This window comes from Microbacterium sp. (assembly GCF_047607225.1).
In the GTDB taxonomy this organism is placed as follows: Bacteria; Actinomycetota; Actinomycetes; order Actinomycetales; family Microbacteriaceae; genus Microbacterium.
Map to the genome: position 1 here is coordinate 52,330 of NZ_JASGDO010000048.1, position 24,018 is coordinate 76,347.

Consider the following 24,018-nt stretch of genomic DNA (forward strand, 5'->3'; position numbering starts at 1 on the left):
TCAGTCCACCTCCGGCTTGAGGATCTTGATGTAGACGATCGAGAACACCGCCCCGATCAGGAGGGTCACCGTCGCGATCGCGGTGCCGTACCCCACCTGGGCGAACTTGAACGCCTCTTGGAAGGCGAGGACCGGGAGGGTGGAGGACTGCGTGCCCGGGCCGCCGCCGGTCATCACCCAAATGAGGGTGAACACCCCGAGCGTCTGAAGGGTCGTCAGCAGCAGGTTGGTGGAGATCGACCGGCGGATCACCGGCAGGGTCACCCGGGTGAACCGCTGCCACGCTCCTGCGCCGTCGATCGTCGCGGCCTCGGTCAACTCCGGCGGCACCTCGGACAACGCGGCGTTGTAGACCATCATCGAGAACGCCGTGCCACGCCAGATGTTCGCGACGATCACCGACATCAGGGGGAAGTAGTACAGCCAGCTGGTGCCTTCCAGTCCGACCCAGCCGAGGACGGCGTTGAGGGTCCCGTCCTTGGAGAAGAAGGCGTAGAGGGCGAAGGCCGCCACGATCTCGGGCAGGACCCAGGCCAGCACGACGAGGCCGCCCACCAGCGAACGGAGCGGCTTCACGGCGCTGCGCAGCAGTACCGCCAGGAGCATCCCCAGGACGTTCTGACCGATGACGGCGGAGGCGAGGATGAACACGACCGTCAGCCCGAGCGAGCTCCAGAACTCCGGTGAGGCGAACAGCTGCGCGTAGTTGTCGAGGCCCACGAACTGCGGGTTCGCCGCTCGTGGTCCCGTCATCGCGCGGTCGGTCAGAGACCCGTAGAGGGAGTACACGATCGGCCCGAGCATGAACGCCGCCAGCAGCAGCACCGCGGGCAGGAGCGGGAGCACGCGACCGAGCGTGCGCCGGGAGGTCGAGGAGCGGGGGCCGGAGCGTGGCCGGGGAGCAGAGCCCCGGCCACGCTCGATCGGACCGCGGGAGGCGACGGCGGTCATGGAGTGCTCAGCCCGCCTGGGTGTTCTCTTCGCCGACGATCCCGATCAGCGCCGAGTCGTACTGTGCTTGAGCGTCGGCGGGGGAGGCCTGCCCGGTGAACACGCTCTCCGTGGCGACGGGGATGTTCGCAGAGATCTGCGAGTAGTCCGGGGTCGCGGGACGGAAGTGCGTGTAGGGCACGAGCGAGGAGAAGAACTCGAACGACGGGTTGAAGTCGAGGTACTCCTTGCTCTCGGCGACGTCGGACCGCACTGCGATCTGCCCTGCCTCCTGGTGGTACATCAGCGCGTTCTCGGGAGTGAGGGCCTGCGCGATGAAGTCGAAGGCGGCCTGTGGGTCGGAGGCGTTGGCGCCCATCGCGAGCGTCCAGCCGCCCGACATCGACGTGAACCCGCCGGCGTTCTGCGTCGGCATGGCGGCGAAGCCCATCGTCTCCTGCCACTGCGGCCATTCGTTGTCGCCCGAGATCCAGTTGCTCGGAAGCCAGGAGCCGTCCAGTGCGATCGCGAGCTTGCCCTGGGGGAGGAGCTCGGTGCTCACCTTCGATCCCCAGCCGGCGTCCAGAGCCTCGGCGGGGTCGGGGCCGAGCTTCTCCTGTGCGATCGTCTGGTAGAGCCCGAGAGCGTCCGCGAACCCCTTCGACCCCGTCACCCACTTGTTGGTCGAGGTGTCCATGAGCTCGTCACCGGTGCCATAGAGCAGCATCTCGAACCCCTGCATCGAGGTCGCCTCGCCCAGTGCGCGGGAGGCGTAGATGTTGAGCGGGATGACGTCGGGGTCGGCGGCCTTGATCGTGCGTGCGGCGTCGAGGATGTCGTTCCAGCTCGTGGGGGCCCAGTCGGTCGGGAGGCCGGCGGCCTCGAAGATGTCCTTGTTGAAGTACAGGCCGCGCGTGTCGGTCCCGAGCGAGACGCCGTAGGTCTTTCCGTCGTCGCCGAGGCCCGCCTGCTTGGCTCCGTCGTCGTAGAGGCTCCAGCCGTCCCAGTCCCCGAGGTAGTCGTCGAGCGGCTGCAGGTAGCCGGCGGCGGCATCCGAGCGGATCTGGAAGGTGTCTTCGTAGATCACGTCGGGGGCGGTGTCGGGAGATCCGTTCATGAGGGCGAGCTTGGTGAAGTACTGGTCCTGTTCGGCCTCGATCGGCACGAGCTCGACGGTCTTGCCGTCGTGGGCCGCCTCGTACTCCTCCTTCGCCTTCTTCATGAGCTCGTCCATCGCGGTGAACGACGCGGTCTTCTGGTACGCGACGCGGATGGTGTCGTCGTCTGCTCCGCCGCCACCGGTGTCGGCGCAGCCCGCGAGACCCACCGTGAGGGAGGCCGCGCCGATGAGGGCGAGAGTCGTCATCGATCTCTTCATTCCAAGCTCCTTTGCTGTCGTCCGCGCGGTGCGCTGCGCGTCGGTCTTTTTCTAAACCAAATGGATTAAAAGATCAAGAGGCGTCGCGCAACCGTGACCATTGCATGGTGTCGCGGATTCAGCTCGGGGTGATCATGAGGCCCGCCGGACGCGCGGTGAAGGCGCCGTCGAGCACGAGGCACGCGGCGCCCAAAGCGGCGACATCGGTGCTCAGCCGTGTTCCGTAGAGCGAGATCCCGCGCGTCGTCGTGATCTCCTGGCTGCGGACGAGGGCCTTCCGCAGAGCGGGTTCGACCGCGGGGGCGATGCGATTCCAGATCGGCCCGCCGATCACGACGACGTCGGCGTCCAGCAGGTTGTTGAGCACCACCAGCCCCCGGGCGAGCGCTGCCGCGGCACGTTCGAACACCTCGGCGGCCACGGTGTCGCCCTTGGTCGCCGCCTGGGCCAGGCGTCCGAGCATCGCACGGGACTCCGACGGCGGACGCTCGCTGCTGTCACCCGCGGCGTCGGCGACGAGGCGCTCGGGCGCGAGCGCAACCCCGAGGCAGCCGCGCCTGCCGCACTGGCAGAGTGGCCCGTCGGGCTCGACGACGATGTGGGCCACGTCGCCGGCATTGCCGGTGCGCCCGCGGACGGGTGTGGCGTCGGTGGCCAGTCCGACGCCGACGCCCGCTCCGAAGTAGAAGAAGATCGCCTCGGTGAGTCGCTGCTCGGTGTCCACCCACAGCTCACCCACCATGGCGGCCACGACGTCCTTCTCCACCATCACCGGCAGTCCCGTCGCGCTCCGGAGCTCCTCGCGGAGGGGGACGTGGTGCCAGGCGGGAAGGAGGGGCGGCTGCAGCAGCATGCCCCGGTCGAGGTCGATCGGTCCCGGAGCGGCGACACCGATGCCGAGGACCCGATCCCGGTGGATGCCCGCACGATCCAGGAGGGCATTGGCTCGCTCGGCGAGGTCGGGGAGAAGACGCGCCGCATCCGGAGCGGGGCGCGGTGCGTGCTCGGCGTGGGCGACCACGGCGCCGTTCATGTCGGCCAGGACGAATGTGTCCACTGCCGGGTCGAGGTGGATGCCGAGCGCGTACCGGGCCTGTGGGTTCAGCCGCAGGGGTGTGCGGGGCTTTCCCTTCCCCGCGATGATGGGAGCGCCCTCGACGATCATGCCCTCGTCCACGAGCTTGCGGGCGACGTTGCTCAGCGTCTGCGCCGACAGACCGGTCCGCTCGGCGAGCTCGATCCGGCTCACTCCCGCGGGGGAGCGGCGGATCAAGTCCAGCACGAGCGTCTGGTTGTAGGTGCCGACGGCCGGCAGGTTGGAACCGCGTCTCATGGTGATCCGAACGTACGCCACTTTCGGCGACGATCATCGGCAGACGCCCGCGAACGACGAAGGCCGCCCGGCGAACCGGGCGGCCTTCGTCGTGACGGTGCGGCGTCAGTTGTTGCCGCGCACGATCGCGATGATGCGGAGGATCTCGATGTACAGCCAGACGACGGTCACCATGATGCCGAAGCCGCCGAGCCAGCCGAGCTCGCGCGGAGCGCCGTTGCGGACGCCGCGCTGGATCATGTCGAAGTCCTGCACCAGCGAGTACGACGCGAGCAGCACGACGAGCACGCCGATGATGAGGCCGAGCGGGATCTCGATGCCCATGATCGAGATCGACTGGCTGTACAGGCCGAAGGTGCCCTGCGTGACGCCGGTCCACATGAGCACGAGGTTGACGAGGCCGAACACCATGTAGCCGAGGATCGCGACGAGGAAGATCTTGTTCGCTCGGGCAGAGGCGCGCACCTTGCCGCTGGCGAACAGGGCGAGCACGACGCCGACGACCGCGAACGTCGCGATGGCGGCCTGGATGACGATGCCGGGCCACAGCAGTTCGAAGTAGGCCGAGATGCCACCGACGAACAGGCCCTCGAAGGCCGCGTAGGCGAAGATCAGGGCGGGACGGACCTTCTTGCGCGAGGTGAAGGAGATCACCATCGCGAGGACGAACCCGCCGAGCATGCCGACGATCCACGGGACGATCGTGGGAACGGGGTTGGCGGCGGTGACGGGCGCCATCGTCCACACCCAGCCGACGACCGCGGTGACCAGGAGAACGGCGAACAGTCCGAGCGTCTTGGCGACGGTGTCCTCGACGGTCATGCGGCCCGTGTTGACCGAACCCGCGGGAGGCGCCGCGAAGGCGCCTTCGAGCTGGGCGTTCACGGCTGCATCGGTCGCCTGGTGGGTGGCCGTCGCATACCCGGTCTGAGCGCCGGCCTGCGAGGCGGCGGGCGGGGGCGTGAGGCCGGGGCGCTCCTCCTGGAACGCCGGGTTGTTGAATGCGAAGTTGCCGGAGGCCATGGTCTCTCTCACTCCAAGTCGGGGGACAGCGCGGTGCTGCGGATTCCAGCGTATCGGAAGCGGTAATCCGGGCGACCGGCCGAGGCTGAGAGTGCTCCCAGAAGGCGGCTCGTCGCCGGCCCGTTAGCCTGGCAGCATGACGCGCTCCCGACCCCTCGTCATCGGTCATCGCGGATCACCCGGCTACCGCCCCGAGCACACACGGTCTTCGTACGAGCTCGCCGTCGCCCACGGCGCGGACGCGGTTGAGCCCGACGTCGTGTTCTCCCGCGACGGTGTCGCGATCGTCCGTCACGAGAATGAGATCGGCTCCACGACCGATATCGCCGATCGGGCCGAGTTCGCCGGCCGTCGCACGACGAAGATCGTCGACGACGTGGCGCAGACCGGATGGTTCACCGAGGACTTCACCTGGGAGGAGCTGTCGAGGCTGCGGTGCCGCGAGCGGCTGCCGCAGCTGCGTCGGGAGAGCGCGAAGCACGACGGCGAGGAGCCCATGCTCCGGCTGCGCGATGTGCTGGACCTCGCCGCGCGGGGCAGCGCCGCGGGACGCGACGTCGGTGTCGTGCTGGAGATCAAGCATGCGACCGTGTTCGCCGAGCAGGGGTTCGACGTGCCCGCCCTCGTCTCGGCCGAGCTGCGCAGCGCCGGGTGGGCCTCGGGGGAGAGGGCGCTGTACATCGAGTCGTTCGAGCCGACCGTCCTCACGCAGCTGCGCGCCGAGGGTGTCGAGGCCTCCTACGTCTTCCTCCTCGAAGCCGAGGGGCGCCCGTTCGACCTGGTCCGGGCCGAGGGGGAGAAGGCACCCACCTACCGTCAGCTCGCTTCGGCGGGACTGGCGTCACTGGCCGAGCGCTTCGACGGGATCAGCGTCGACAAGCTCATGCTGCTCGCTCCCGAGGCGGAGCCGACCGGTCTCGATCTCGTGCGCGCGGCTCACGACCTCGGACTCCTCGTCTTCACTTGGACGTGCCGACCCGAGAACGCCTTCCTGGAGCCTCGCCACCGAAGGGGTGACGAACCCGCGCGACTCGGAGACTATGCCACCGAGTGGCGCGAACTGGCCGAGACCGGGGTGGACGGCGTCTTCGTCGACCACGTCGATCTCGGCCGACGCCTGTTCGGCTGACGGAGCGGCCGATCCTGACGTATGAGAGTCCTCTCATACGTGTTCCGCGGGCATGCGGCAGATGCATAGCCTCCTCTCAGCCCCCGCTCATCCCGTGTGGGCATCAACCCCTGCACGAAAGGCGGTTACACCTTGCAACGACGCACTCTGGCGGCAGTCGGCGCGATCGCGCTCCTGCTTCCCTCGACCGCGGCCCTGGCCGCAACCGACGACGATCCCTCGTCGCAGTTCGCTGAGGCTCCCTCCTCAGGCGGCCTCGACTCGTCCTTCTCGGCGTCCTCGATCGGCGCAGACGGACGGGTCACCGTCATCATCGAGATGACCGGCGACCCCGTCGCGGTCGTCCAGGCGGAGAAGGGTCGCAGCCTCAGCGCGAGCGAGCGGTCCGCGGTAAAGGGCAAGCTGAAGAAGGCGCAGGACTCCATCCGAGGCTCGATCACGGGCAAGGGCGGCAAGATCCAGGCGCAGATGCAGTCGGCGTACAACGGCATCCAGGCGACCGTCCCGGCCGCCCAGCTCGACGCCGTTGCGGATCTTCCCGGCGTCGTGGCCGTCCACCCCGTGCGTACGTACGAGCTCGACAACTCGGTCTCCGTTCCGTATCTCGGCGTCCCGCAGGTGTGGGAGAACACCGGGTTCACGGGCGAGAACGTCAAGGTGGCCATCATCGACACCGGCATCGACTACACCCACGCCGGCTTCGGCGGACCGGGGACGGTCGCCGCCTACGAGGCGGCGGCCGCCGCCTCCGACCAACCCGCCGACCCGGCCCTGTTCGGGCCGAACGCGCCGCGGGTGAAGGGCGGCATCGACCTCGTCGGCGATGACTACAACGCCGACCCCTCGAGTGCGGACTATCAGCCCGTTCCTCACCCCGACGCGAACCCGCTGGACTGCCAGGGGCACGGATCCCACGTCGCGGGCACGGCGGCCGGCTCGGGCGTGCTCGCCGACGGGTCCGGGTACACCGGCCCGTACGACTCGACCACGCCTTCGCAGCAGTTCCGCGTGGGCCCGGGAGTCGCCCCGCAGGCGGACCTCTACGCCGTGCGCGTGTTCGGCTGCGGCGGATCGACCGACGTGGTGGTACCGGCCATCGACTGGGCCGTCGCCAACGGCATGGACGTCATCAACATGTCCCTCGGCTCGTCGTTCGGGCGCGGTGACGACCCGGACGCCGTGGCCGCGAGCAACGCCGTCGGTGCGGGTGTCGTCGTCGTCGCCTCGGCGGGCAACGCGGGCCACAACCCCTACCTCACCGGCTCGCCCGGCACGGGTGACGGCGTGATCGCCGTCTCGGCGGTCGACAGCGCCGTGAGCTTCCCCGGCACCGTCATCACGATGGGGGCCAACGACGTGGAGGCGATCAACGCCAACGGCGCCTCGCTCGACGGCATCGGGCCGATGTCGGTCGTCCGGGTCACCGATGATCCCGCCACGGCGGAGAACGAGGCGATCGGTTGCTCCGTGGAGGCCTTCACGAAGGCCGGGATCGTCCCCGGGGGCGACCAGCTCGCCGTCGTGCAGCGCGGCGATTGCGCCCGCGTCGCCAAGGCGATCTACGGCCAGGAGGCCGGAGCCTCCGCCGTGGTGATGGTCAACTCCACCGACGACCTCCCGCCGTACGAGGGACTCATCACCTCGAACCCCGACACCGGAGAGGACGTCCTGGTCACGATCCCGTTCTTCGGAGTCCGCTCCTCCGACGGCGACAAGTTCGTCGGCACGGCCACCTCCTTCGCCCCGGTCACCCTCGCCAACCCCGCCGGACGCGGCTACGGCGACTTCACCTCGGCCGGTCCTCGGTCGGGCGACAGCGCGATCAGCCCCGACGTGGCGGCGCCCGGCGTATCGATCTCCTCGGTCGCCGTCGGATCCGGAAACGGTGCGGGCATCCTCTCGGGAACCTCGATGGCCGCACCTCACGTGGCCGGTGTCGCCGCCCTGACGGTGCAGTCGCACCCGACGTGGACGGCGCCGCAGATCTCCGCCGCGATCGTCTCGACCGCCGACCCCGACAAGGTCGCCGGTCAGCGCTTGACGCTCGGTGGTGTCGGTCTGGTCGACACGGCGCAGGCCGTGGCGACGCAGGTGACCGCCACCGGAGATGCCTTCCGCACCGAGAGCGGCTGGGCGCGTGAGTCGGCGCTGAGCTTCGGCTTCCAGGAGTCGGCGCTCGGCTTCGGCGGGGTGAAGACCGTCACCGTCACCAACCACGGAAAGAAGTCGGTCACCTTCACCGTGAAGGCGACGCCGAGCGCGGAGTCACGCAAGGCCGTCGTCAAGCTCAGCCACAAGAAGATCACGGTCCGCGGAGGCGGGAGCGCCAAGCTCGTGGTCGGCGTGGCCGCCTCGGCGAAGGACGTGCCCACCTCGGTCGTCACGGGAGACCAGTACGGCTTCTACGAGATCTCCGGCGATGTCGTCCTCACCTCCTCCGACGCGACGTTGCGGGTCCCGTACCTGCTCGTGCCGCGCTCGAACAGCAAGGTGAGCGCCCACACCTCCGCGCTCTTCTCGAAGAAGGCCAAGATCACCGACGGTACGAAGAAGATCACGCTGCGCAACACGCTCGGCGCGCTCGACGCCGGTGCCGACGTCTACACGTGGGGCCTGTCCGACAAGAAGGACGCCACGAAGGCGCTTCCCGACACCGGTTACGACCTGCGTGCCGCCGGCGTGCAGTCGTTCGCCGACGGCGACGATCACCTGCTGGTGTTCGCCGTGAACACGCACAAGCGCTGGTCCAACGCGGCGAACAACGAGTTCGACGTGCTCCTCGACGTCGACCGCGATGGCACGCCGGACTGGATCGTGTTCTCGTACGATTCCGGCGCGGTACGCAACAGCGACATCAACGGCGTCACGGAGGTCTTCGCGCAGGAGATCGCGACCGGCAAGCTGATCGCGACCGGCTTCCTCGCGCAGGCGCCCACCGACAGCAGCACGATCCTGCTGCCGGTGTGGGCCAGTGACGTCGCGGTGGACGGAGCGTTCGACTACACCGTGCAGTCGTTCAGCATCACGTCGGACGGCGAGGATGCGTTCTCGTCGACGGCGACCTACGACCCGGCCGCTCCCGCGGTGAGCAACGGTCAGGCGGTCACCGTTCCGAAGCGCGGAAGCGCGAACGTCTCCGTGGACGTCGATGCGGACGCGTACGCGACCCAGAAGCCCCTGGGCTCCATGGTGGTCGTGTACGACAACAAGTCGGGTGCGAGCGAGGCTCTCCTCGTCCCGATGAAGTAGGCCGATCACGGAGAGGGGCGGTGCGCGCGCATCGCCCCTCTTCCGTGTGACCGGGGGCGTGTGCTCAGCGCGAGCAGAGGCGGGGAGCGTCGCCGTCGCCGAAGCGATAGTCGTAGGTGTCGCCGGCTGCCGTCACGACGACGCGCATCCCCTCGACACGGGCCTGGGTGTAGGACTGTCCGGGGCTCGGGCAGCCCAGGGAGCCGTCGTTGAACGTGAGCCGCTCGGCGGACACCAGCACCGGCTCCTCGGTGATGCCGCGAGCGGTGAGGTCGGCGCGGATCGCGGCCCATCGGACAGGCGGAACCTCCGTGGCAGAACCCGATGGCCCGACGGGGCCCGGGGTCGTGGTCTGGAAGGGCGGTCGGGGGGAGGGGCCGGCGGGCGTCGGCGCGTTCATGGGACCTCCAGGGCTGCAGGCGGCGAGAACGAGGCACAGCGCGCCGACACCGACCACCGTGCCGATCGTGCGCATGACTCCTCCTCGATCGGTGCCAGGGTACGCCGCCTCGCGGGAGATCGGTGAGTGACGGCCGATCAGCGCACGAGGGCCTCGCCGGCGCGAATCGCCACGGACACCCGGTTCTGGGGTGGGGGGAAGACGCACACGTAGTGGTCGGAGAACGCGCACGGCGGGAGGTAGGCGCGGTGGAAGTCCACGTCCACCCGGCCATCGGCGTCGGGAGCGGGGATCTGCAGGAAGCGGAACCGGTAGCTCTCCGTCCCGCTCGTCTGGTCGCAGAAGGCGAGGAAGAGCGTTCCGTCGGGGCGCACCTGCGCCGCGAGGGAGAGACGGACGCCCTCGAGGTCGAGGTCGATCTCGGCTCCGTACACCGAGGCGGCCACGTGGCCGTCCACCGCCTGCGTCGACCGCGTGTGATCGGCGACACGGACCGTCGCCGCGATCGCGGATCCGGGGGTGTACGGAAACCGATCGATCGCGGAGATGCCCCGTTCTGCCGCCGCCGCGGGATCGAGCACCCGCAGGGCCGCCATGCCGTCGCGCGCGAACCCGCGGAGCAGCAGCTGCCCCTCGCGGTGTTCGTCGCCGATGTGCAGGATCACTCGGCCGCCCGGCAGATCGCCGATGACGCGCTCCCCGTCGGCATGCCAGACGCCCGGGGTGTCGGGGAACTCACGGGGGGTGTCGTCGAGCCAGTGGGTCGCGCGGAGCGAGGCGATGCCGTCGCGCCCCCAGACAAGGCGATCCCTCGCGGACACCCAGGCGGCGTGTGCCGTCGCCGCGGCGCGTGCCCGCTCCTGCGATGGGGACGATTCCATGTCGTCGTTTGCCTCTCTCCTCGTCGTTCTCGGCTGCTCCCGTCGATCCTCGCTGTCGCCGGCGCAGCCCCGCGCTGTCCTCGCGTCGATCGGGGCACATCCAGGACGTTCTGTGACGCCGTGCGACAGAACGATACATTCTGTTACACCATCGAAATGCGGCTATCAATAGCATGCCCCTATGGATGAATCCGGCGCGATCGATGTCGATGCCCTGACACGCGCCCTCGACGTCCATTCCCTCCGCATCCTCGTCGCGATCGACCAGACCGGGTCGATCAGCGCCGCGGCCCGCTCCCTCGGATACACGCAGCCGACCATCACTCAGCACGTGCAGCGGCTGGAGGCGAGGCTGGGAGCCAGCCTCGTCGCCCGCACGGCGCGATCGGCGCGTCTCACCCCGATCGGTGCGCTGCTGGCGGCGCACGCGCCGCGCATCGACGCGAGCCTCACCGCCGCCGCGACCGAACTCGCTCGTCTGCTCGGCCGCCGCGCGGATGCGGTGCGTTTCGCGGCCCCCGCCGAAGCCATCGGGCCCATGCTGGCCCCGGCCCTGGGCCGGCTGGCCGACGCGGGTGCCGAGATCGAGGTCGGCATCACCGAGGCGGCCGATGCGGCGGACGCGCTCGCGATGATCCGGGACGGCCGTGCGGACATCGCCCTCGTCTCGGCGGTCGGCGAGCGAGCCCGTCGCAGCACCGCAGCGCGGGCGGCAGGACTGCGCTCGACGTTCCTGTTCGCCGAGGAGATCGTCGCGCTCACGACCCTCGACGTCCACGCCGAGGCCTCGCGAGTCGACCCGTCGGTCCTCGCCGCCCACCCTTGGATCACGGGTCGAGGCACCGCCACGGCTCCGGTCGCCGAGATGCTCGGCCGCGGCGCCGACGCCCGGGATCTGGCCGTGTCGCTCCCCGACGCCGCGATCGCGCTCGTGGCGCAGGGAGTGGGCACGGCGTTCCTGCCCGAGGGGGCACTGGCCGGTGCCGACCTCCCCGAGCGCATCCGCACCCTCGGACTCCTGCCTGCCGTGACGCGTCGCACGTCCGCCGTCACCCTGGTCGAGGCCGCCTCGATCCCGGCCGTGGCAGAAGCGCTGCGCGCCCTGGCCACCCACCGGCTGCCGACGACGGGGGTCGACGCCGTCGTCGATGCGCGCCGTCGCTCCGCCGGACACCGGGCCCGATTCGTGTCGTATCCCGCACCGCACCGCACCGAACTCCCACCCACCCTCGCAGAGGAGCACCCAGACATGTCCCTGACCGCCACTCGCCTCGCGCAAGCCGGAGCCGCCGCCGCGGCGTCCGTCCTGTTGCTGACCGCTTGCACCACCGGTGCCCCGCCGGCGCCGACCGCGACCGTCGGCGCCGACACCGGCGCCGAGATCGACAGCGTCACCGTCGCTCTGCCCGGCTCGCTCTCGAGCCTCTACGTCGGACAGGAGGCCGGAATCCTCAACTACTACATCGCCTCGATCGTCCAAGAGGGCCTCGTCTCGATCGACGCGCAGGGTCGCGTGCAGCCGGGCCTGGCGGAGTCGTGGACGCAGACGGACGACGTCACCTATGTCTACGAGCTGCGTCCCGACGCGCAGTTCCAGGACGGCACTCCGGTGACCGCCGACGATGTCGTGTTCAGCCTCGAGGAGGCCCGCGACGAGAAGGTCTCTCCCGGCCTCACCTACTATCTGACCAACGTCGACACGATCGAGAAGACCGACGACGCCGAGGTCACCATCACCCTGAAGGATCCCGATCCCGCCTTCGCCGCCAACATGAGCACGGGAGGGGCCGCCTTCATCACCTCGCGGGCGTTCTGGGAGGAGAACGACGGGAAGGTCGGCACCTCCACGTCGCTCCTGCTCGGCACCGGGCCGTACCGGGTGACGGAGTTCGTCCCCGACTCGCACGTGACGATGGAGCGCGTCGACACCTGGTGGGGAGAGCTGCCCAAGGTGAAGGAGATCAAGGTCACCTTCGTCCCCGACGAGTCGACCCGTCTGCTGGCGGCCCAGGCCGGCGACATCGACGTCGCCTTCAACGTCCCGCTCGCGCAATCGTCGCAGTGGGAGAAGCTCGACTCGATGCGGGTCGACTACATCAACGACCTCTCCTACGTGGGTCTCTACTTCAACACGAGCGTCGCGCCCTTCGACGACCCCAAGGTCCGGGAGGCGATCGCCCACGCGGTGGACCGCGACGCGTACGTGAAGTCCTTGCTGCGCGGCCACGGCGAGGCGGCGACCGCCATCATGACGCCGGAGTCGCTGGGCAAGGCCTACGACGCCGAGGCGGCACGCGACAAGCTCGCCGCGATCCCGCAGTGGGACTTCGATCTCGAGGCGGCGAAGGCGGCACTGGCCGCGTCCACGAAGCCCGACGGCTTCGAGGCCGAGATCCTGACCCCCAACACGGGCCCGCAGATCGGTTCGGCCGCCCAGGCCCTCTCGCAGAGCCTCGCCGACATCGGGATCACCCTGAAGGTGCGCGAGGTCCCGATCGAGGAGTGGCTGGCCAGTCTCGACGCCTCGGGGGATCACGGCATCAACGTCATGTGGTACTTCTCCACGCTCGGGGATCCCGCCGAGGTGCCCAGCTACCTGCTGGGCGCCGGCAACCCGGCGGCCTACGACAACCCCGCCGTCACCGACCTGCTGACCAAGGCCGGGGCGACGTCCGACCCCGCCGAGCGGGTGGACGTTCTGATCCAGGCCGAGACGCTGCAGGCGAAGGACGTCATCAACGTCCCGTTGTGGTGGGGGCAGTCGGCGACGGCGTTCGCGAAGGACCTCGGGATCAAGGACTACAGCTCGTTCGCCTTCATCTCGTCGTGGCCGACGCAGCTGTACCGCGCGGCGGCTCAGTAGAGACCGGCTCGTGACTTCTGCGTCGATCTTCCGGGCACGCGCGGCGCGGGCACGTCCTCTCGGACGTCTGCTCGCGGTGCGCGTGCTCGGCACGGTGGGGGTGCTGCTCGCGCTGTCGATCGTGATCTTCTCGCTCATGTATCTGGCCCCCGGCGACATCGTGAAGAACCTGCTCGGCAACCGCCCGGTGACCCCGGAGGCGGTGGCCGCCGTCCGTGCGCAGTACCACCTCGACGACCCGGTCGTGCTCCAGTACCTGCGCTGGCTCGGCGGGTTCGTCACGGGAGACCTGGGCACCTCCATCCGGCTGCAGCTCCCGGTGGCCGATGCGATCTCGTCCCGTCTGGGGCTCACGCTCTCCCTGTGCGGTCTGGCGTTCATCTGCGCGCTCGCCGTCGCGATTCCGCTGGGCGTTCGCAGCGCCGTGCGTCCGGGCGGCGCCGTGGACCGCGTGTCCAACGTGTTCGCCATCGTGGGGCTGAGCGCGCCGACGTTCGCCATCGGCCTGCTGCTGCTCTACGCCTTCGCCTATTACCTGCCGGTCTTCCCCGTCTATGGTGCGGGGAACGGCGGTGTCGACACCCTCCGGCACCTGGTGCTCCCGGCCATCACCCTCGCCCTCGGCCTCGGAGCGATCGTCCTCAAGCTCACGCGCACCGCGATGCTGCGGGAGCTGGCCTCGGACTACGTGACCTCTGCGCGCGCCCGGGGGCTGTCCGAGCGCACCGTGGAACGCATCGCGCTACGCAATGCCGCCATCCCGATCGTCACGGGGGCGAGCCTCGTACTCACCTTCCTCGTGGGCGGGACGGTCCTCGCGGAGACGACGTACGCACTGCCCGGACTCGGCACGCTCCTGCAGGACTCCGTGCTGTTCAAGGACATCGCCGTGGTCCAGTCCCTCACCCTCCTGGTCGCCGTCGTGATCGCCGTGATCGCGCTCCTGGCCGACCTCGCCTATCTCGTGCTCGACCCGCGGGTGCGCACCGCCCGGAGGCCGTCATGACCGCCGCCATCGAACTGCTCTCCACCCCCACCCGCCGCCGCGCGCCCTGGGCGATCGTCGTCGTGGTCGCCTTCCTCGTCGTGGTGGCGATCACCGTCGCGGTGGGCGGTCTCCTCTATCCCGACGCCATGCGGCAGGACATCCTCGCGAGCCTCCTGCCAGCGGGAAGCGACGGTCATCTCCTCGGAACCGACGAGCTCGGACGAGACGTGTGGGCGATGACGGTCGCCGGAGCGGCGTCGTCGATCGTCGGACCCGTGTGCGTCGCCCTCGGATCCATGCTCTTCGGCATCGTGCTGGGCACCCTCGCCGGCTACGAGCGCGGGTGGCTCGACTTCCTCATCGGCCGCTGGACCGACCTTCTCCTGGCCCTGCCGGTGCTCCTCGCGGCGATCGTCGTCTCGGGCGTGCTGGGAGGCGGCTACGGCGTCACGGTCGCGTTGCTGATCGTCCTGTTCTCCCCCTCGGACATCCGCATCGTGCGTGCGGGCGTCTTGGAGCAGACGGCGCGGCCCTACATCGAGGCGGCGCAGATGCTGTCGCTGTCGCGGTGGCGCGTGATGTTCCGCCACATCCTCCCGAACGTCTCCACCCTGATCATCACGAACGTCATGCTCAACACGGCCTTCGCGCTGGTGGCGTTCTCGTCGCTGTCCTTCCTCGGGGTGGGAGTCGCGCCCGGCACCGCCGACTGGGGGAGGCAGCTCACCGACAACCGCGCGATCATGTTCGACAATCCGGCCGCCGTGATCCTCCCGGCCGTGTTGATCATCCTCGTGGCCTGTGCGGTCAATGTGTTCGGCGACTGGCTCGGCGAACGCCTCTCACGGACGGGAGCGGCCGCATGAACGGCGTACGCATCGAGGAGCTGTCGGTCGTGGGACCGGCGGGGCAGGTGGTGGCCCCGTTCGGCGCCGACGTGGCAGCCGGGCAGATGCTGGCCCTGATCGGTGAGTCGGGATCGGGAAAGACGCTCTCCGCGAAGAGCCTCGTGGGCCTCCTTCCGCGCGGGTTCCGGGCTCGCGGTCGACTGAGCATCGGGGAGCGCACGATCGAGCTGTCGACGCGTGCCGACCAGTGGCGTGGGATCCGGGGGCGGATGGTGGCGCTGCTGCTGCAGGATCCGTTCACGAGCCTGTCCCCGGTACACCGTTGCGGTGACCAGATCGCCTGGACGATCGAGGCCGCTCGCGGCACGCGGCTGGATCGGGCGGAGCGTCGCGACGCGGTCGTGCGGAGCCTCGCGGAGGTGAACCTCCCCGAACGCGTCATCCGCGCCTACCCGCACCAGTTGTCGGGAGGGATGCGCCAGAGGGTGGCGATCGCCGCCGCCGTGGCGAGCGATCCCCAGCTGCTCATCGCGGACGAACCCACGACGGCCCTTGACGCATCGAATCAGGGGGAAGTGCTCGATGCGCTGCGGTCGCTCCAGGACACCCGGGGACTTCCGATCGTCCTGATCTCGCACGACCTCGGCGTCGTGCGAGGGCGTGCCGACGAGGTGCTCGTGATGCGGCACGGCGACATCGTGGAGCGGGGACGCACTGCTTCGGTGCTCCACGATCCCCAGCACCCCTACACCCGTGCGCTCGTGGCAGCCGACCCGGCTCTCGCGCCCGCACCCGCCGAGCGAGCCACCCCGCGGTCGGAGCGCGAGGTGCTGGTGAGCGTCCGCGGAGTCGAGAAGGCCTTCGGCGAGCGGACCGTGCTGTCGAACGTGGACCTGGAGATCCCGACCGGCGTCATCGCCGGGATCGTCGGGGAGTCGGGCTCTGGGAAGTCGACGCTCGCCCGGTGTATCGCGGGACTGGAACGGGAGGACGGTGGGGTGATCTCCTTCGCGGGAGCCCCGCTCGCGCCCGGCCGCCGGTCCCGCACGCCCGGGCAGATGCAGATCGTCTTCCAGGATCCGTACTCCTCGCTCAACCCGATGATGACGATCGGAGCGATCCTGAGTGAGGCGCTGCGTGCCGTTCCCGGGGCGACCGACACGGTGGCGGGGCTCCTGGAGACGGTGGGCCTACCTGCCGAGTTCGCCACTCGGAGGCCTGCCGACCTCTCCGGCGGACAACGCCAGCGCGTGGCGATCGCGCGGGCGCTCGCTCCCCGTCCGCGTCTGCTCATCTGCGACGAGTCGGTGTCCGCCCTGGACGTCTCGGTCCAAGCGCAGATCCTCGAGCTCTTCCGACGGCTGCGCGACGAGCGCGGCATCACCCTGCTGTTCATCTCTCATGATCTGGCGGTCGTCCGCACCCTCGCCGACACCGTCACGGTCATGTGGGAGGGGAAGGTCGTCGAACACGGCGCCTGCGCCGATGTGCTCGGAGCTCCCCGGCATCCTTTCACCCAGACCCTCGTCGCCGCTGCTCTCCTGGAGAGCACCGGCGTGCGTCGTCACGACGGAGAGACCACCTCATGACCCAGCTCGCCACCGATGTCGTCGTCCATGAAGAGTGGGAGGCGATCCGCGCTCTCGTGGACGGGCTCGCCGAACGCGTCGGGGAAGAGCGAGCACAGCGATGGAGCGCTCCTCGTGCGGCATATCGTCCCGCGCTGCTCACCGTGACGGAGGGCGGTGAGATCGTCGCCGCCGCCCTGGAGACGGGGCGCCCGGCCACCGCGGGCACGACGGCGGTCGATCCGTGGTGGCGCGACGAGTCGGCCGGCGCCGCGCTCGTCCGCGCGTTGCGGGACCGCGCCCGCGCCCGGGACGACATCGCCCTGAAGTGGAGCTCTCCGGAGGAGCTTCCTCCCTTCGCGGCGGAGGCGGGCTTCGTTCCGCTCCGGCGACCCTATGGCGCCGTCGGCACGCAGTCGACACTCGGCGCGGTGCTGTGGCTCCGTCATCTTCCGCACGCGGAGCCCGGGTACTACGCGCAGACGACCCTGTTCACGTGTGGTGCCGTCGCCTCCCTCATGGGCGCTGGGCTCCGCGGGGTCGAGGGGTTCGCGGGCGACTCCCAGGACCGCGACGTCGAACTCGGGTTCTGGCGACTCGCGAGCAACTACCCCGCGTGCGAGCCGTTCGGTCTCGCGGTGACGACGGCCGAGCACGTGGGCACCTCCGCCGTCGAGGTGAGTCTGGATCACGACGGACCCGTCCTCGTGGAGGACTACACGGGGTTCGAACTCGATTTCCGGTCCGAACTGCAGGTCGAGTCGCGACGACGCGCGGAAGAGCTGGGCATCGTCGTCAGCGGCGTCCGAGTGGGCGTCGAGGAGATCGCGCGACGGGTCGCCGGCGGCGACCTCGCCCTCCTCCTCATCGACGAGGAGCCGATGCACGGCGAGCACGGACCGCACTGGGTGCTCGCTCACGCCTCCGACGGGGTCGACGTGGTGATCGTGGAAGACCCCTGGGTCAACCGCGACACGGGCGAGACGTGGGTGGACACCCACGAGCTGCCGGTGCGCCTTGCCGACCTCGACCGGCTCGTGCGCTGGTCTGACGAAGGGTACCGGGGCGTGATCTTCATCGGCCGGGACGAGACGACCGCGTCCCGCTGAGGTCGGCGGAGGCGGGAGGGCTCAGTCCCAGTCGAGATAGTCCTCGATGACGGCGGCGGTCTCTCCGGCGTGCGTGGCGGCGAACAGGTGTCCGGCGCCGTCGATCGTCACGACGCTCACGAGCCCCGGGGCCGACTTCCGCAGGGCCTCGCCGTTGGCGGGCGGGGTGACCTCGTCGTCGCCGCCCTGGAGCACGAGGACGGGGATGTCGGGAGCGAGCTCCGCTTCGGCCGGCACGTCGGCCTCGACCGCGAGGAGCAGCACGCCGTTGACGCGATCGTGGTGTGCCCGGGCGACCGCACGCGCCACCGTGCCGCCGAAGGCGTGACCACCCACCCAGGCGTCGGCGATGCCCAGGTGATCCATGACATCGACGACGTCCTGAGCAGCCTCGAGGAGCGTCGTCCCTTCGTCGGCGCCCGAGTGACGGGAGCCCACGCGGACGATGCGGAAGTCCTCTTCGAGGATCACGTGGGCGAGGGTGCCCAAGTGCACGGGGTCGATGCCCTTGCCGGGGATGAGCACGAGGGCTGGGCCGGCTCCCTCGTCGACATAGGGGATGGCTCGGCCGTCGGGCTCGAAGATGTGGCGGTCTGTGTCAGTCATGGATCCCTCTCGCGCGGTGCGTGTCCCGACTCACAAGCCTCGGTCATCGGGGGCGCGTGGGGCAAGTCGATGTCAGCGCACTGACGGCCTCAGGCGCGGTCTCGCGGGGCGTTTTCCGTGGCCGCCACCCGGTCGATCGTGCACCGGACAGCCGTGGGCACCCGCTTCTCGATCGCGGCATGCAGGGCGTTCGCTCCCCGCCACTGGTCCAGGTCGATCACCAACACGTGCCCTTCCGCCGCCATGAAGACCCAGGTGCGACGCTCTTCCGAGTACGTGGCCAGCACCAGGTCGGTCAAGGGGACCTCGAAGATCCCCTCGTCGTCGATGATCGCGACCCGCTCGGGATCGACCATCACCTGGGCGCCCCGGGCGCCACGGAAGGTGCGCCCGTTGAAGATGTCGGTGGAGTCCTTCATCCCGTGCGCGAACAGCTCCCGCTTGGTCATCGACGTCAGGCTCGAGGAGGGACCTTCCGCGGGAGCGAGATCGAGAGCATCGGTCACCTGGTCGTCGCTGTCGGCCTGGAGATCGTCGCCGAACGTGACGAACAGGGAGTCGAGCCCTCCGGCGATCACGCGTCGGACATCATCGGCGGTGACGGCGCACACGGCCGGGGGTGGGGAGACGTCGCCGTGGACGCGGCGGCCTCGGAGGGTGCTCGTGACGAGCCCGTCGAGGTCGGCGGCCTGGGCTCCCGGAACCTCGTCCTCCATGTTGTAGCGGAGGATCTGCGCGGCCACCGTATCGGCGCTCGGCCCCTCCGCGCCCAGAGCACGCAGGACGCCGACCGCTTCTGTGGCGGCCTCCAGCGCATTCTCGGGGCGTGGATCGAGGGCGTAGCAGTCGAGTCGGTGCGTCCCGTCGATGACGGTGGAGAACGGATCGACGGAATAGATGAGGTGGCGCTCGGTGCGCAACGTGTCGAAGAGTGCGTCGTAGATGAGGGCACCGGCGATCGTGCGCGCCGCCCGATCGTCGCCGCTCAGCACGACCGAGAGTGCCACCGGCGTCGTGCCGTTGACGACCCACATCCCGTTGCGGATCACGCGCGGAGCCGGTCGAGGCGGAAGGGAGCGGGCTTCCGGCAGGCTCACATCGAGGCCCTCGGGCACGGGACCCGTGAATGACAGGGCGGCGTTGCCCGCGTGCAGCCAGGTCTCGGCGAACGCCAACGCCTCGGCGCGAGTGAGGGAGCGATGGGCCGGCGACCCGAGATCCAGCAGCCCGACCGACTGGTTCCCGAAGCGGTCGATCAGGTGCCCTCGGCCGGGCCGCTCGTCGTCGTCGCCCAGCTCGGTGCTGATGATGCGCTTCTGCTCGGCGACATCCGCGTCGGAGATCTCGGCGAGCGTCGAGACGGCGCGCGCCACCCGGTTGAGGAAGTCGACCACCCCCGAGGGTGGCCCCTGCGCGAAGAAGCTGATCGTCTCATCGGACGTCGTGGCGTTGTGGACGACATCCACCCGTCCGACCCGCGCCATCACGAGGTGCTCCAAGAGGTGCGCCGTTCCGGCGGTGCGTGCCGTCTCGTCTCGGAGGCCGATCCCGAACGTCAGGGCTCCCTCGAAGGTCGTGCGGATGTCTCGCGAGTAGGTCGGCAGCCCGCAGGCCTCGCTGAACTCGATGGGGGGAGCGGCCATGAGGCTCATTCTCGCGGGGGATGGGCGTGGGCGCGAGTGTGACTCACCGGCTGTCGTCGGGGCCGGGCGGATCATCGTTGGACGGTGTGGCGTCGCTCTTCCGCCGGCGGAGGAACGTCACCTCTTGGTGAAGCCGCGCTCCCCCCAGAACGATCGCGAGGAACCCCAGGACAGTCGTCACGACACGTACCCACGGCGGCGCGCCCGGGAAGAGCGTGATCGGAAGGGCGAACAGGAAGGTCGCGCCGATGAAGTACCAGACCGCGATCATCGCCGGCGGGTCCGGTGGGATCTCCTGCTGATCGGCCGAACGGTCGTCGTGCGAGACGTTCACGTCTTCTCCTCGCGGTCCTGTTCTTGTTCCTCACGGTAGGACGCGGCGGTTCACTCTGCCTCCCTCTGATGGGGGATATCGCGCGGTGTGTTCCGCAGGCTCCGTGCGATCCGGAGCGAGATCGGAACGTGCCCGGCGGCCAGGATGGCGGCTGCGGCAAGGATCCACGGGCTTCCCGACCAGCCCGCACACGCCGCGACGGCGAGGACCGGAAGCACGGCCAGCGGCACCGGGACCCCGCCCCACCGACCGTAGAGCAGTTCCGGCTCGCGGCCTCTGACCAGATAGCGCACCCACAGCGATCCGTAGCCGAGCAGCAGCACCCCCGTCACGATCCCGAGCACCGCCTGCGCGGGCGCGAGCGGGGCGGTCACCGCGCTGAACGGCGGCAGCGCGAGCGTCAGGGCCTGCCCCGATCGCTCGGCCGTCGCGAGAGGCCAGGCTACTCGAACTCGCGGGATCGGGCGGCGTGGTGGCCACCGCACGAGGAGGAGAGAGGGTGCGAGCAGGACCAGGCTGAACGCGAGTCCGTACGGCGAGAACTCCACGAGTCGCACGCTACCGCGGGCTCGGTGCCGGCGAGACCGTCCCGGGCCGGAACATCTCGACGAGCGCGGCGATGCCCCGACTACTGTCGAGAGCATGCCGGAAGCCGTCGAGTCGGGCGTCGTGCGCTTCTGCCGGGAGCGTCGGGGCGGAAAGCGCTGCACGCGTCCGCTCGGACACGCGGGGCTCCATCGGCACCGCGCGATCATGTGGAGCGAAGCGGGGTCGGATCCGGCGCGCTGCCCCGGCTCCGGTCGTGAGACGGCACCGGCCGAGCCGCTCCCCGACGGGTATCCCGATGGGCGCGCTCTGTGCCGGGAGTGTCTCCGCTTCATCGCTCGTGACGCGACCGGCGTGCTGGCGACCCATGACGCATCCGACGCCACGGAGTCGGATGCCGAGGTGACCCGGCGCCGCGCGTGGCTCAACGTGCACGGATGGTGAGCTCGCGCCGGGAGTGGACGCGACGGCGGGAGTCGAACCCGCAACGCGACCGGGTATGAACCGGTGCCCGGGACCGCCCGGATCGCCGCGAAGCTGTGGTGAGTGGTCCCCACGCTAACCCGGCGGGGCGGGGATGACCAGGAGTGTGACCTGTGATTGCGCTCTGCGTCCGTTCGTGACGATCAGCGGGCAGGGTCGAACGCGCCGCGACGCGTGGAGACGATGTCCTTGCCGAGCGGCATGAGGGAGATCGGGATCATCTTGAAGTCGGCGATCGCCATCGGGATCCCGATGATCGTGATGCACAGGGCGATGCCGCTCACGAGGTGTCCGAGCGCCAGCCACCACCCGGCCAGGACCACCCAGACGACATTGCCGAGGAAGGAGCCGACGCCCGCCGTCGGCTTGTCGACGATCGTGCGCCCGAAGGGCCAGATGACGTAGCCGGCGGTGCGGAACGACGCGATCGCCCACGGAATCGTGATGATCGGGATGCACAGCAGCACCCCGGCGACCACATAACCCACGAAGAGCCAGAAGCCCGCGAAGATGATCCAGATGATGTTCAGGAGGGTGCGCACGACCTCATTCTCGCTCGCCCTCGGTGGACCGCGGCTGTGCTTTTTCGTTCTCGCGGACCCGCCGGTGGGTGAGGGTGATCTGCGCGCGACGTAGGAGTCCCACCGCGCCGAGGACGAGCGCCAGGCTCCCCACGACGAGAAGGCCGTAACCGATCGCCGTGGCCAGCTGCAGATCCGCGATCCACGCCACGACGTCCGCGAACCGCGTGCCCTCGGAGACCAGCGCGAGGCCGGCGAGGGCGAGGGAGCCCAATACGACGCCCCACACGATGGCGGCCCAGCGCGTGCGTGGGCGCAGCGGCGCCCGCCCAGGGGTGCTCGGCGGCAGGGTCTGCACCGCGCTCTCGGCCGAGGGCGCCGGTCCGTCGGTGAGGATGTCGTCGAGGTCGCTCATTGTCCGTCGCCTTCCGTCGGGGTGGCAGGGCTTTCGAGGTACAGCTCGACCCAGCCGGCCTCCTGGTCGATGACGACCCGATGGTGGGTCGTTGCGGGCTCGGCTCCCGCCGTCGCCGTGACCCGGTAGACCTGTCGTCCGTCGGGAAGAGTCTCGACGGTGCCGCCGGGGACCTCCGAGAAGTCCATCCACGGTGTCGGCATGTCCGTTCCGGAGGCCATGACCGCCGCAGTGGCCGTGGTGACCTCGACCGTCACCTCCACCCCGGGCCGTACGCCGATGAACGTGGAGCCCTGCCGTTTCTCCACGTACGTCGCGCCGTCACGGCCGGTGTCGGCCAGCGTGACGGTGAGGTCGCCCCAGGGCTGGCGGAAGGGGGCACCGGGGGAGGATGCAGAACGTTCCAGGTTGGAGATGCCGTAGGTGCCGAGGTGGAGGTCGACTGCCGCGGGAACGGCGACGGCGATCGCGCCTCCCGTCACGGTGAGAACAGTGAGGAACGCGAGGAACCCGCTGCGCCGACGGATCGCCCCCGCGATGATCATCGCGGCCGCCAGCACCGCGGCCGCCACGAAGAGGCCGCGTGCCGGAGCGAGAATGCCCCCGTGCTGCAACGCCGTCATCGTTCCGGCGAGGACGGCGACGCCGACGGCCGCGGCGATGAAGGCGAAGGGGGCGCGGGGATTCGTCGCGCGCCGCACGCGCTGACGTTCCGCCGCCGCGGCAGAGAACGCCGCGGCGCGAGCCTGCCGTTCGCGGCGGGCTTGTTCCCGGGCAGCCCTGGCCGCGTCCTGTTGCTGCTGACGCCAGAGCTGGTCCTGCTCCTTCCACGCCGCATGCTGGGCGCGCCACTGCGCCATCTCGTCCGTGTCGTCGTTCGTTGCCGCCTCGGCTCCGTCGGCAGGGGGCGGGGGTGCGAGGGCCGTGGAGGAGGACGCGGCCGTGTCCGGCTCGGCGTCCCCCTCCGATCCCTCCGCATCGGCGGCCGGCCCCGTCCCTCGGCCGAATGCGGAGGATCCCGGGCCGGTCGCCGACGCGGAAGCCGATCGCGGATCGACGACGTCACCACCCGGGGTGCGGCCGGAGGCGCGCACGATGAGAAAGACGAGGAACGCGGCCACGGCCAGGATCAGCACGACCGGCAGGGCCAGCACTGCACCACCCGCGGGAAGTCCCGTCACCACGAGCAGCAGGGGCGGCGGCAGCAGTCCGACGACCGTGAACACGGCGACGCCGCCGAGCGCCGCGGTGAGCCGCCCGCGCAGCGCCTCCCGGAGGACGATCCGGTCGTCGAGATCGGGGAGGAGCGCCCACGCGACGGCGTAGGCGAGGATCGCGGGAAGGCCGAACAACGCCGCGACGACGAGCACCCCGCGAACGATGAGGGGATCCACCCGGAGGCGTGCGGCAAGCCCCGCGGCAACCCCACCGATCCATCCCTCCGAGCGGACGACGCCGAGGCCCGCTGCCCAGGAGAAGAACCGGTCGCCACGGGAGCGGAGTGCGATCGGTGACGGCGGCAGGGGTCCGGGATCGGTCGGGGGTGGGGTGGTCATGAGTCGATCCTGTTCGACCGACAGACGGACGGCCATGGGGTGAACCCCTGAACCATCCCTGATTGTCTCTCGCCGTCGTATCGGCGGGCCCGCGCCGGGTGGTTGGATGCTCACATGTCCTCCACCTCGCCCGCCGCGATTCCCGCTGCGCGCCCCGTTCGGCCGTCGCGGTGGCCCAGCGCGGCGGGGGCAACGGCGCGCCCGCCTCTCCGGCG

At 70.0% G+C, this 24,018-nt stretch carries 21 protein-coding genes and 1 tRNA gene; 8 read left to right on the forward strand and 14 right to left on the reverse strand.

All coding sequences use genetic code 11. The features are described from left to right. From QM591_RS10080 to QM591_RS10095, 4 genes are all read right to left on the reverse strand, one after another. Complete coding sequence (locus QM591_RS10080; protein WP_415132144.1) at window positions 1–951, reverse strand: carbohydrate ABC transporter permease; 951 nt, start codon at window positions 949–951, stop codon at window positions 1–3. A 7-nt stretch (window positions 952–958) separates the two neighbouring features. After that, window positions 959–2,308 carry an extracellular solute-binding protein gene (locus QM591_RS10085; RefSeq protein ID WP_415132146.1) on the reverse strand — a complete coding sequence of 450 codons (1,350 nt, stop codon included), beginning with the start codon at window positions 2,306–2,308 and terminating at the stop codon, window positions 959–961. Window positions 2,309–2,426: 118 nt separating this feature from the next. Then, a complete protein-coding gene (locus QM591_RS10090; RefSeq protein ID WP_415132148.1) occupies window positions 2,427–3,641 on the reverse strand; it encodes an ROK family transcriptional regulator in 1,215 nt (404 codons plus the stop codon). A gap of 105 nt (window positions 3,642–3,746) precedes the next feature. Beyond that, the gene (locus QM591_RS10095; protein WP_415132150.1) at window positions 3,747–4,664 is read right to left on the reverse strand and encodes a Bax inhibitor-1/YccA family membrane protein; all 918 of its coding nucleotides are present in this window, start codon (window positions 4,662–4,664) and stop codon (window positions 3,747–3,749) included. Window positions 4,665–4,800: 136 nt separating this feature from the next. On the opposite strand from QM591_RS10095, the gene QM591_RS10100 reads away from it, so the two are divergent. Next, complete coding sequence (locus QM591_RS10100) at window positions 4,801–5,793, forward strand: glycerophosphodiester phosphodiesterase family protein (RefSeq protein WP_415132152.1); 993 nt, start codon at window positions 4,801–4,803, stop codon at window positions 5,791–5,793. 132 nt (window positions 5,794–5,925) lie between these two features. Then, window positions 5,926–9,042: a S8 family serine peptidase gene (locus QM591_RS10105; protein ID WP_415132154.1), complete on the forward strand. Its 3,117-nt coding sequence runs from the start codon at window positions 5,926–5,928 to the stop codon at window positions 9,040–9,042. Between the two features lie 64 nt (window positions 9,043–9,106). On the opposite strand, the gene QM591_RS10110 is transcribed toward QM591_RS10105, so the two are convergent. Then, window positions 9,107–9,517: a hypothetical protein gene (locus tag QM591_RS10110; protein WP_415132156.1), complete on the reverse strand. Its 411-nt coding sequence runs from the start codon at window positions 9,515–9,517 to the stop codon at window positions 9,107–9,109. A 62-nt stretch (window positions 9,518–9,579) separates the two neighbouring features. Next, window positions 9,580–10,323 (reverse strand): DUF1684 domain-containing protein, encoded by a 744-nt coding sequence (locus QM591_RS10115; protein WP_415132158.1) that lies wholly within the window; start codon window positions 10,321–10,323, stop codon window positions 9,580–9,582. 181 nt (window positions 10,324–10,504) lie between these two features. On the opposite strand from QM591_RS10115, the gene QM591_RS10120 reads away from it, so the two are divergent. The 5 genes from QM591_RS10120 to QM591_RS10140 are packed head-to-tail and all read left to right on the forward strand — an operon-like array spanning window position 10,505 to window position 17,699. Next, entirely contained in the window at window positions 10,505–13,186 is a 2,682-nt protein-coding gene (locus tag QM591_RS10120; protein ID WP_415132160.1) for an ABC transporter substrate-binding protein, read from the forward strand. Between the two features lie 10 nt (window positions 13,187–13,196). Beyond that, the gene (locus QM591_RS10125) at window positions 13,197–14,192 is read left to right on the forward strand and encodes an ABC transporter permease (RefSeq protein ID WP_415132162.1); all 996 of its coding nucleotides are present in this window, start codon (window positions 13,197–13,199) and stop codon (window positions 14,190–14,192) included. Further along, window positions 14,189–15,040 carry an ABC transporter permease gene (locus QM591_RS10130; protein WP_415132164.1) on the forward strand — a complete coding sequence of 284 codons (852 nt, stop codon included), beginning with the start codon at window positions 14,189–14,191 and terminating at the stop codon, window positions 15,038–15,040. The genes QM591_RS10125 and QM591_RS10130 overlap by 4 nt, the downstream gene beginning before the upstream one ends. Next, window positions 15,037–16,611, forward strand: a complete 1,575-nt coding sequence (locus QM591_RS10135) for an ATP-binding cassette domain-containing protein (protein WP_415132166.1) — start codon at window positions 15,037–15,039, stop codon at window positions 16,609–16,611. Before QM591_RS10130 ends, QM591_RS10135 begins: the two co-directional genes overlap by 4 nt. Beyond that, window positions 16,608–17,699: a peptidase C39 family protein gene (locus QM591_RS10140; RefSeq protein WP_415132168.1), complete on the forward strand. Its 1,092-nt coding sequence runs from the start codon at window positions 16,608–16,610 to the stop codon at window positions 17,697–17,699. The genes QM591_RS10135 and QM591_RS10140 overlap by 4 nt, the downstream gene beginning before the upstream one ends. Before the next feature lie 21 nt (window positions 17,700–17,720). Here the strand turns inward: QM591_RS10140 and QM591_RS10145 are convergent, their stop codons facing one another. From QM591_RS10145 to QM591_RS10160, 4 genes are all read right to left on the reverse strand, one after another. Next, window positions 17,721–18,305: an alpha/beta fold hydrolase gene (locus QM591_RS10145; protein WP_415132170.1), complete on the reverse strand. Its 585-nt coding sequence runs from the start codon at window positions 18,303–18,305 to the stop codon at window positions 17,721–17,723. An 89-nt stretch (window positions 18,306–18,394) separates the two neighbouring features. Further along, complete coding sequence (locus tag QM591_RS10150; RefSeq protein WP_415132172.1) at window positions 18,395–19,948, reverse strand: M16 family metallopeptidase; 1,554 nt, start codon at window positions 19,946–19,948, stop codon at window positions 18,395–18,397. A gap of 43 nt (window positions 19,949–19,991) precedes the next feature. Beyond that, entirely contained in the window at window positions 19,992–20,282 is a 291-nt protein-coding gene (locus QM591_RS10155) for a hypothetical protein (protein ID WP_415132174.1), read from the reverse strand. Window positions 20,283–20,332: 50 nt separating this feature from the next. Beyond that, window positions 20,333–20,830, reverse strand: coding sequence for a hypothetical protein (locus QM591_RS10160; RefSeq protein ID WP_415132176.1), 498 nt, complete (start codon window positions 20,828–20,830; stop codon window positions 20,333–20,335). Window positions 20,831–20,924: 94 nt separating this feature from the next. On the opposite strand from QM591_RS10160, the gene QM591_RS10165 reads away from it, so the two are divergent. Then, complete coding sequence (locus QM591_RS10165; RefSeq protein WP_415132178.1) at window positions 20,925–21,272, forward strand: hypothetical protein; 348 nt, start codon at window positions 20,925–20,927, stop codon at window positions 21,270–21,272. 14 nt (window positions 21,273–21,286) lie between these two features. Here QM591_RS10165 and QM591_RS10170 read toward each other — a convergent pair. From QM591_RS10170 to QM591_RS10185, 4 genes are all read right to left on the reverse strand, one after another. Continuing rightward, window positions 21,287–21,362: transfer RNA gene (locus tag QM591_RS10170), tRNA-Met, on the reverse strand. Window positions 21,363–21,454: 92 nt separating this feature from the next. Then, window positions 21,455–21,853 (reverse strand): YccF domain-containing protein, encoded by a 399-nt coding sequence (locus QM591_RS10175; protein ID WP_415132180.1) that lies wholly within the window; start codon window positions 21,851–21,853, stop codon window positions 21,455–21,457. 4 nt (window positions 21,854–21,857) lie between these two features. Beyond that, entirely contained in the window at window positions 21,858–22,247 is a 390-nt protein-coding gene (locus QM591_RS10180) for a hypothetical protein (RefSeq protein ID WP_415132182.1), read from the reverse strand. Next, the gene (locus QM591_RS10185) at window positions 22,244–23,803 is read right to left on the reverse strand and encodes a PspC domain-containing protein (RefSeq protein WP_415132184.1); all 1,560 of its coding nucleotides are present in this window, start codon (window positions 23,801–23,803) and stop codon (window positions 22,244–22,246) included. The genes QM591_RS10180 and QM591_RS10185 overlap by 4 nt, the downstream gene beginning before the upstream one ends. Between the last annotated feature and the right edge of the window lie 215 nt (window positions 23,804–24,018).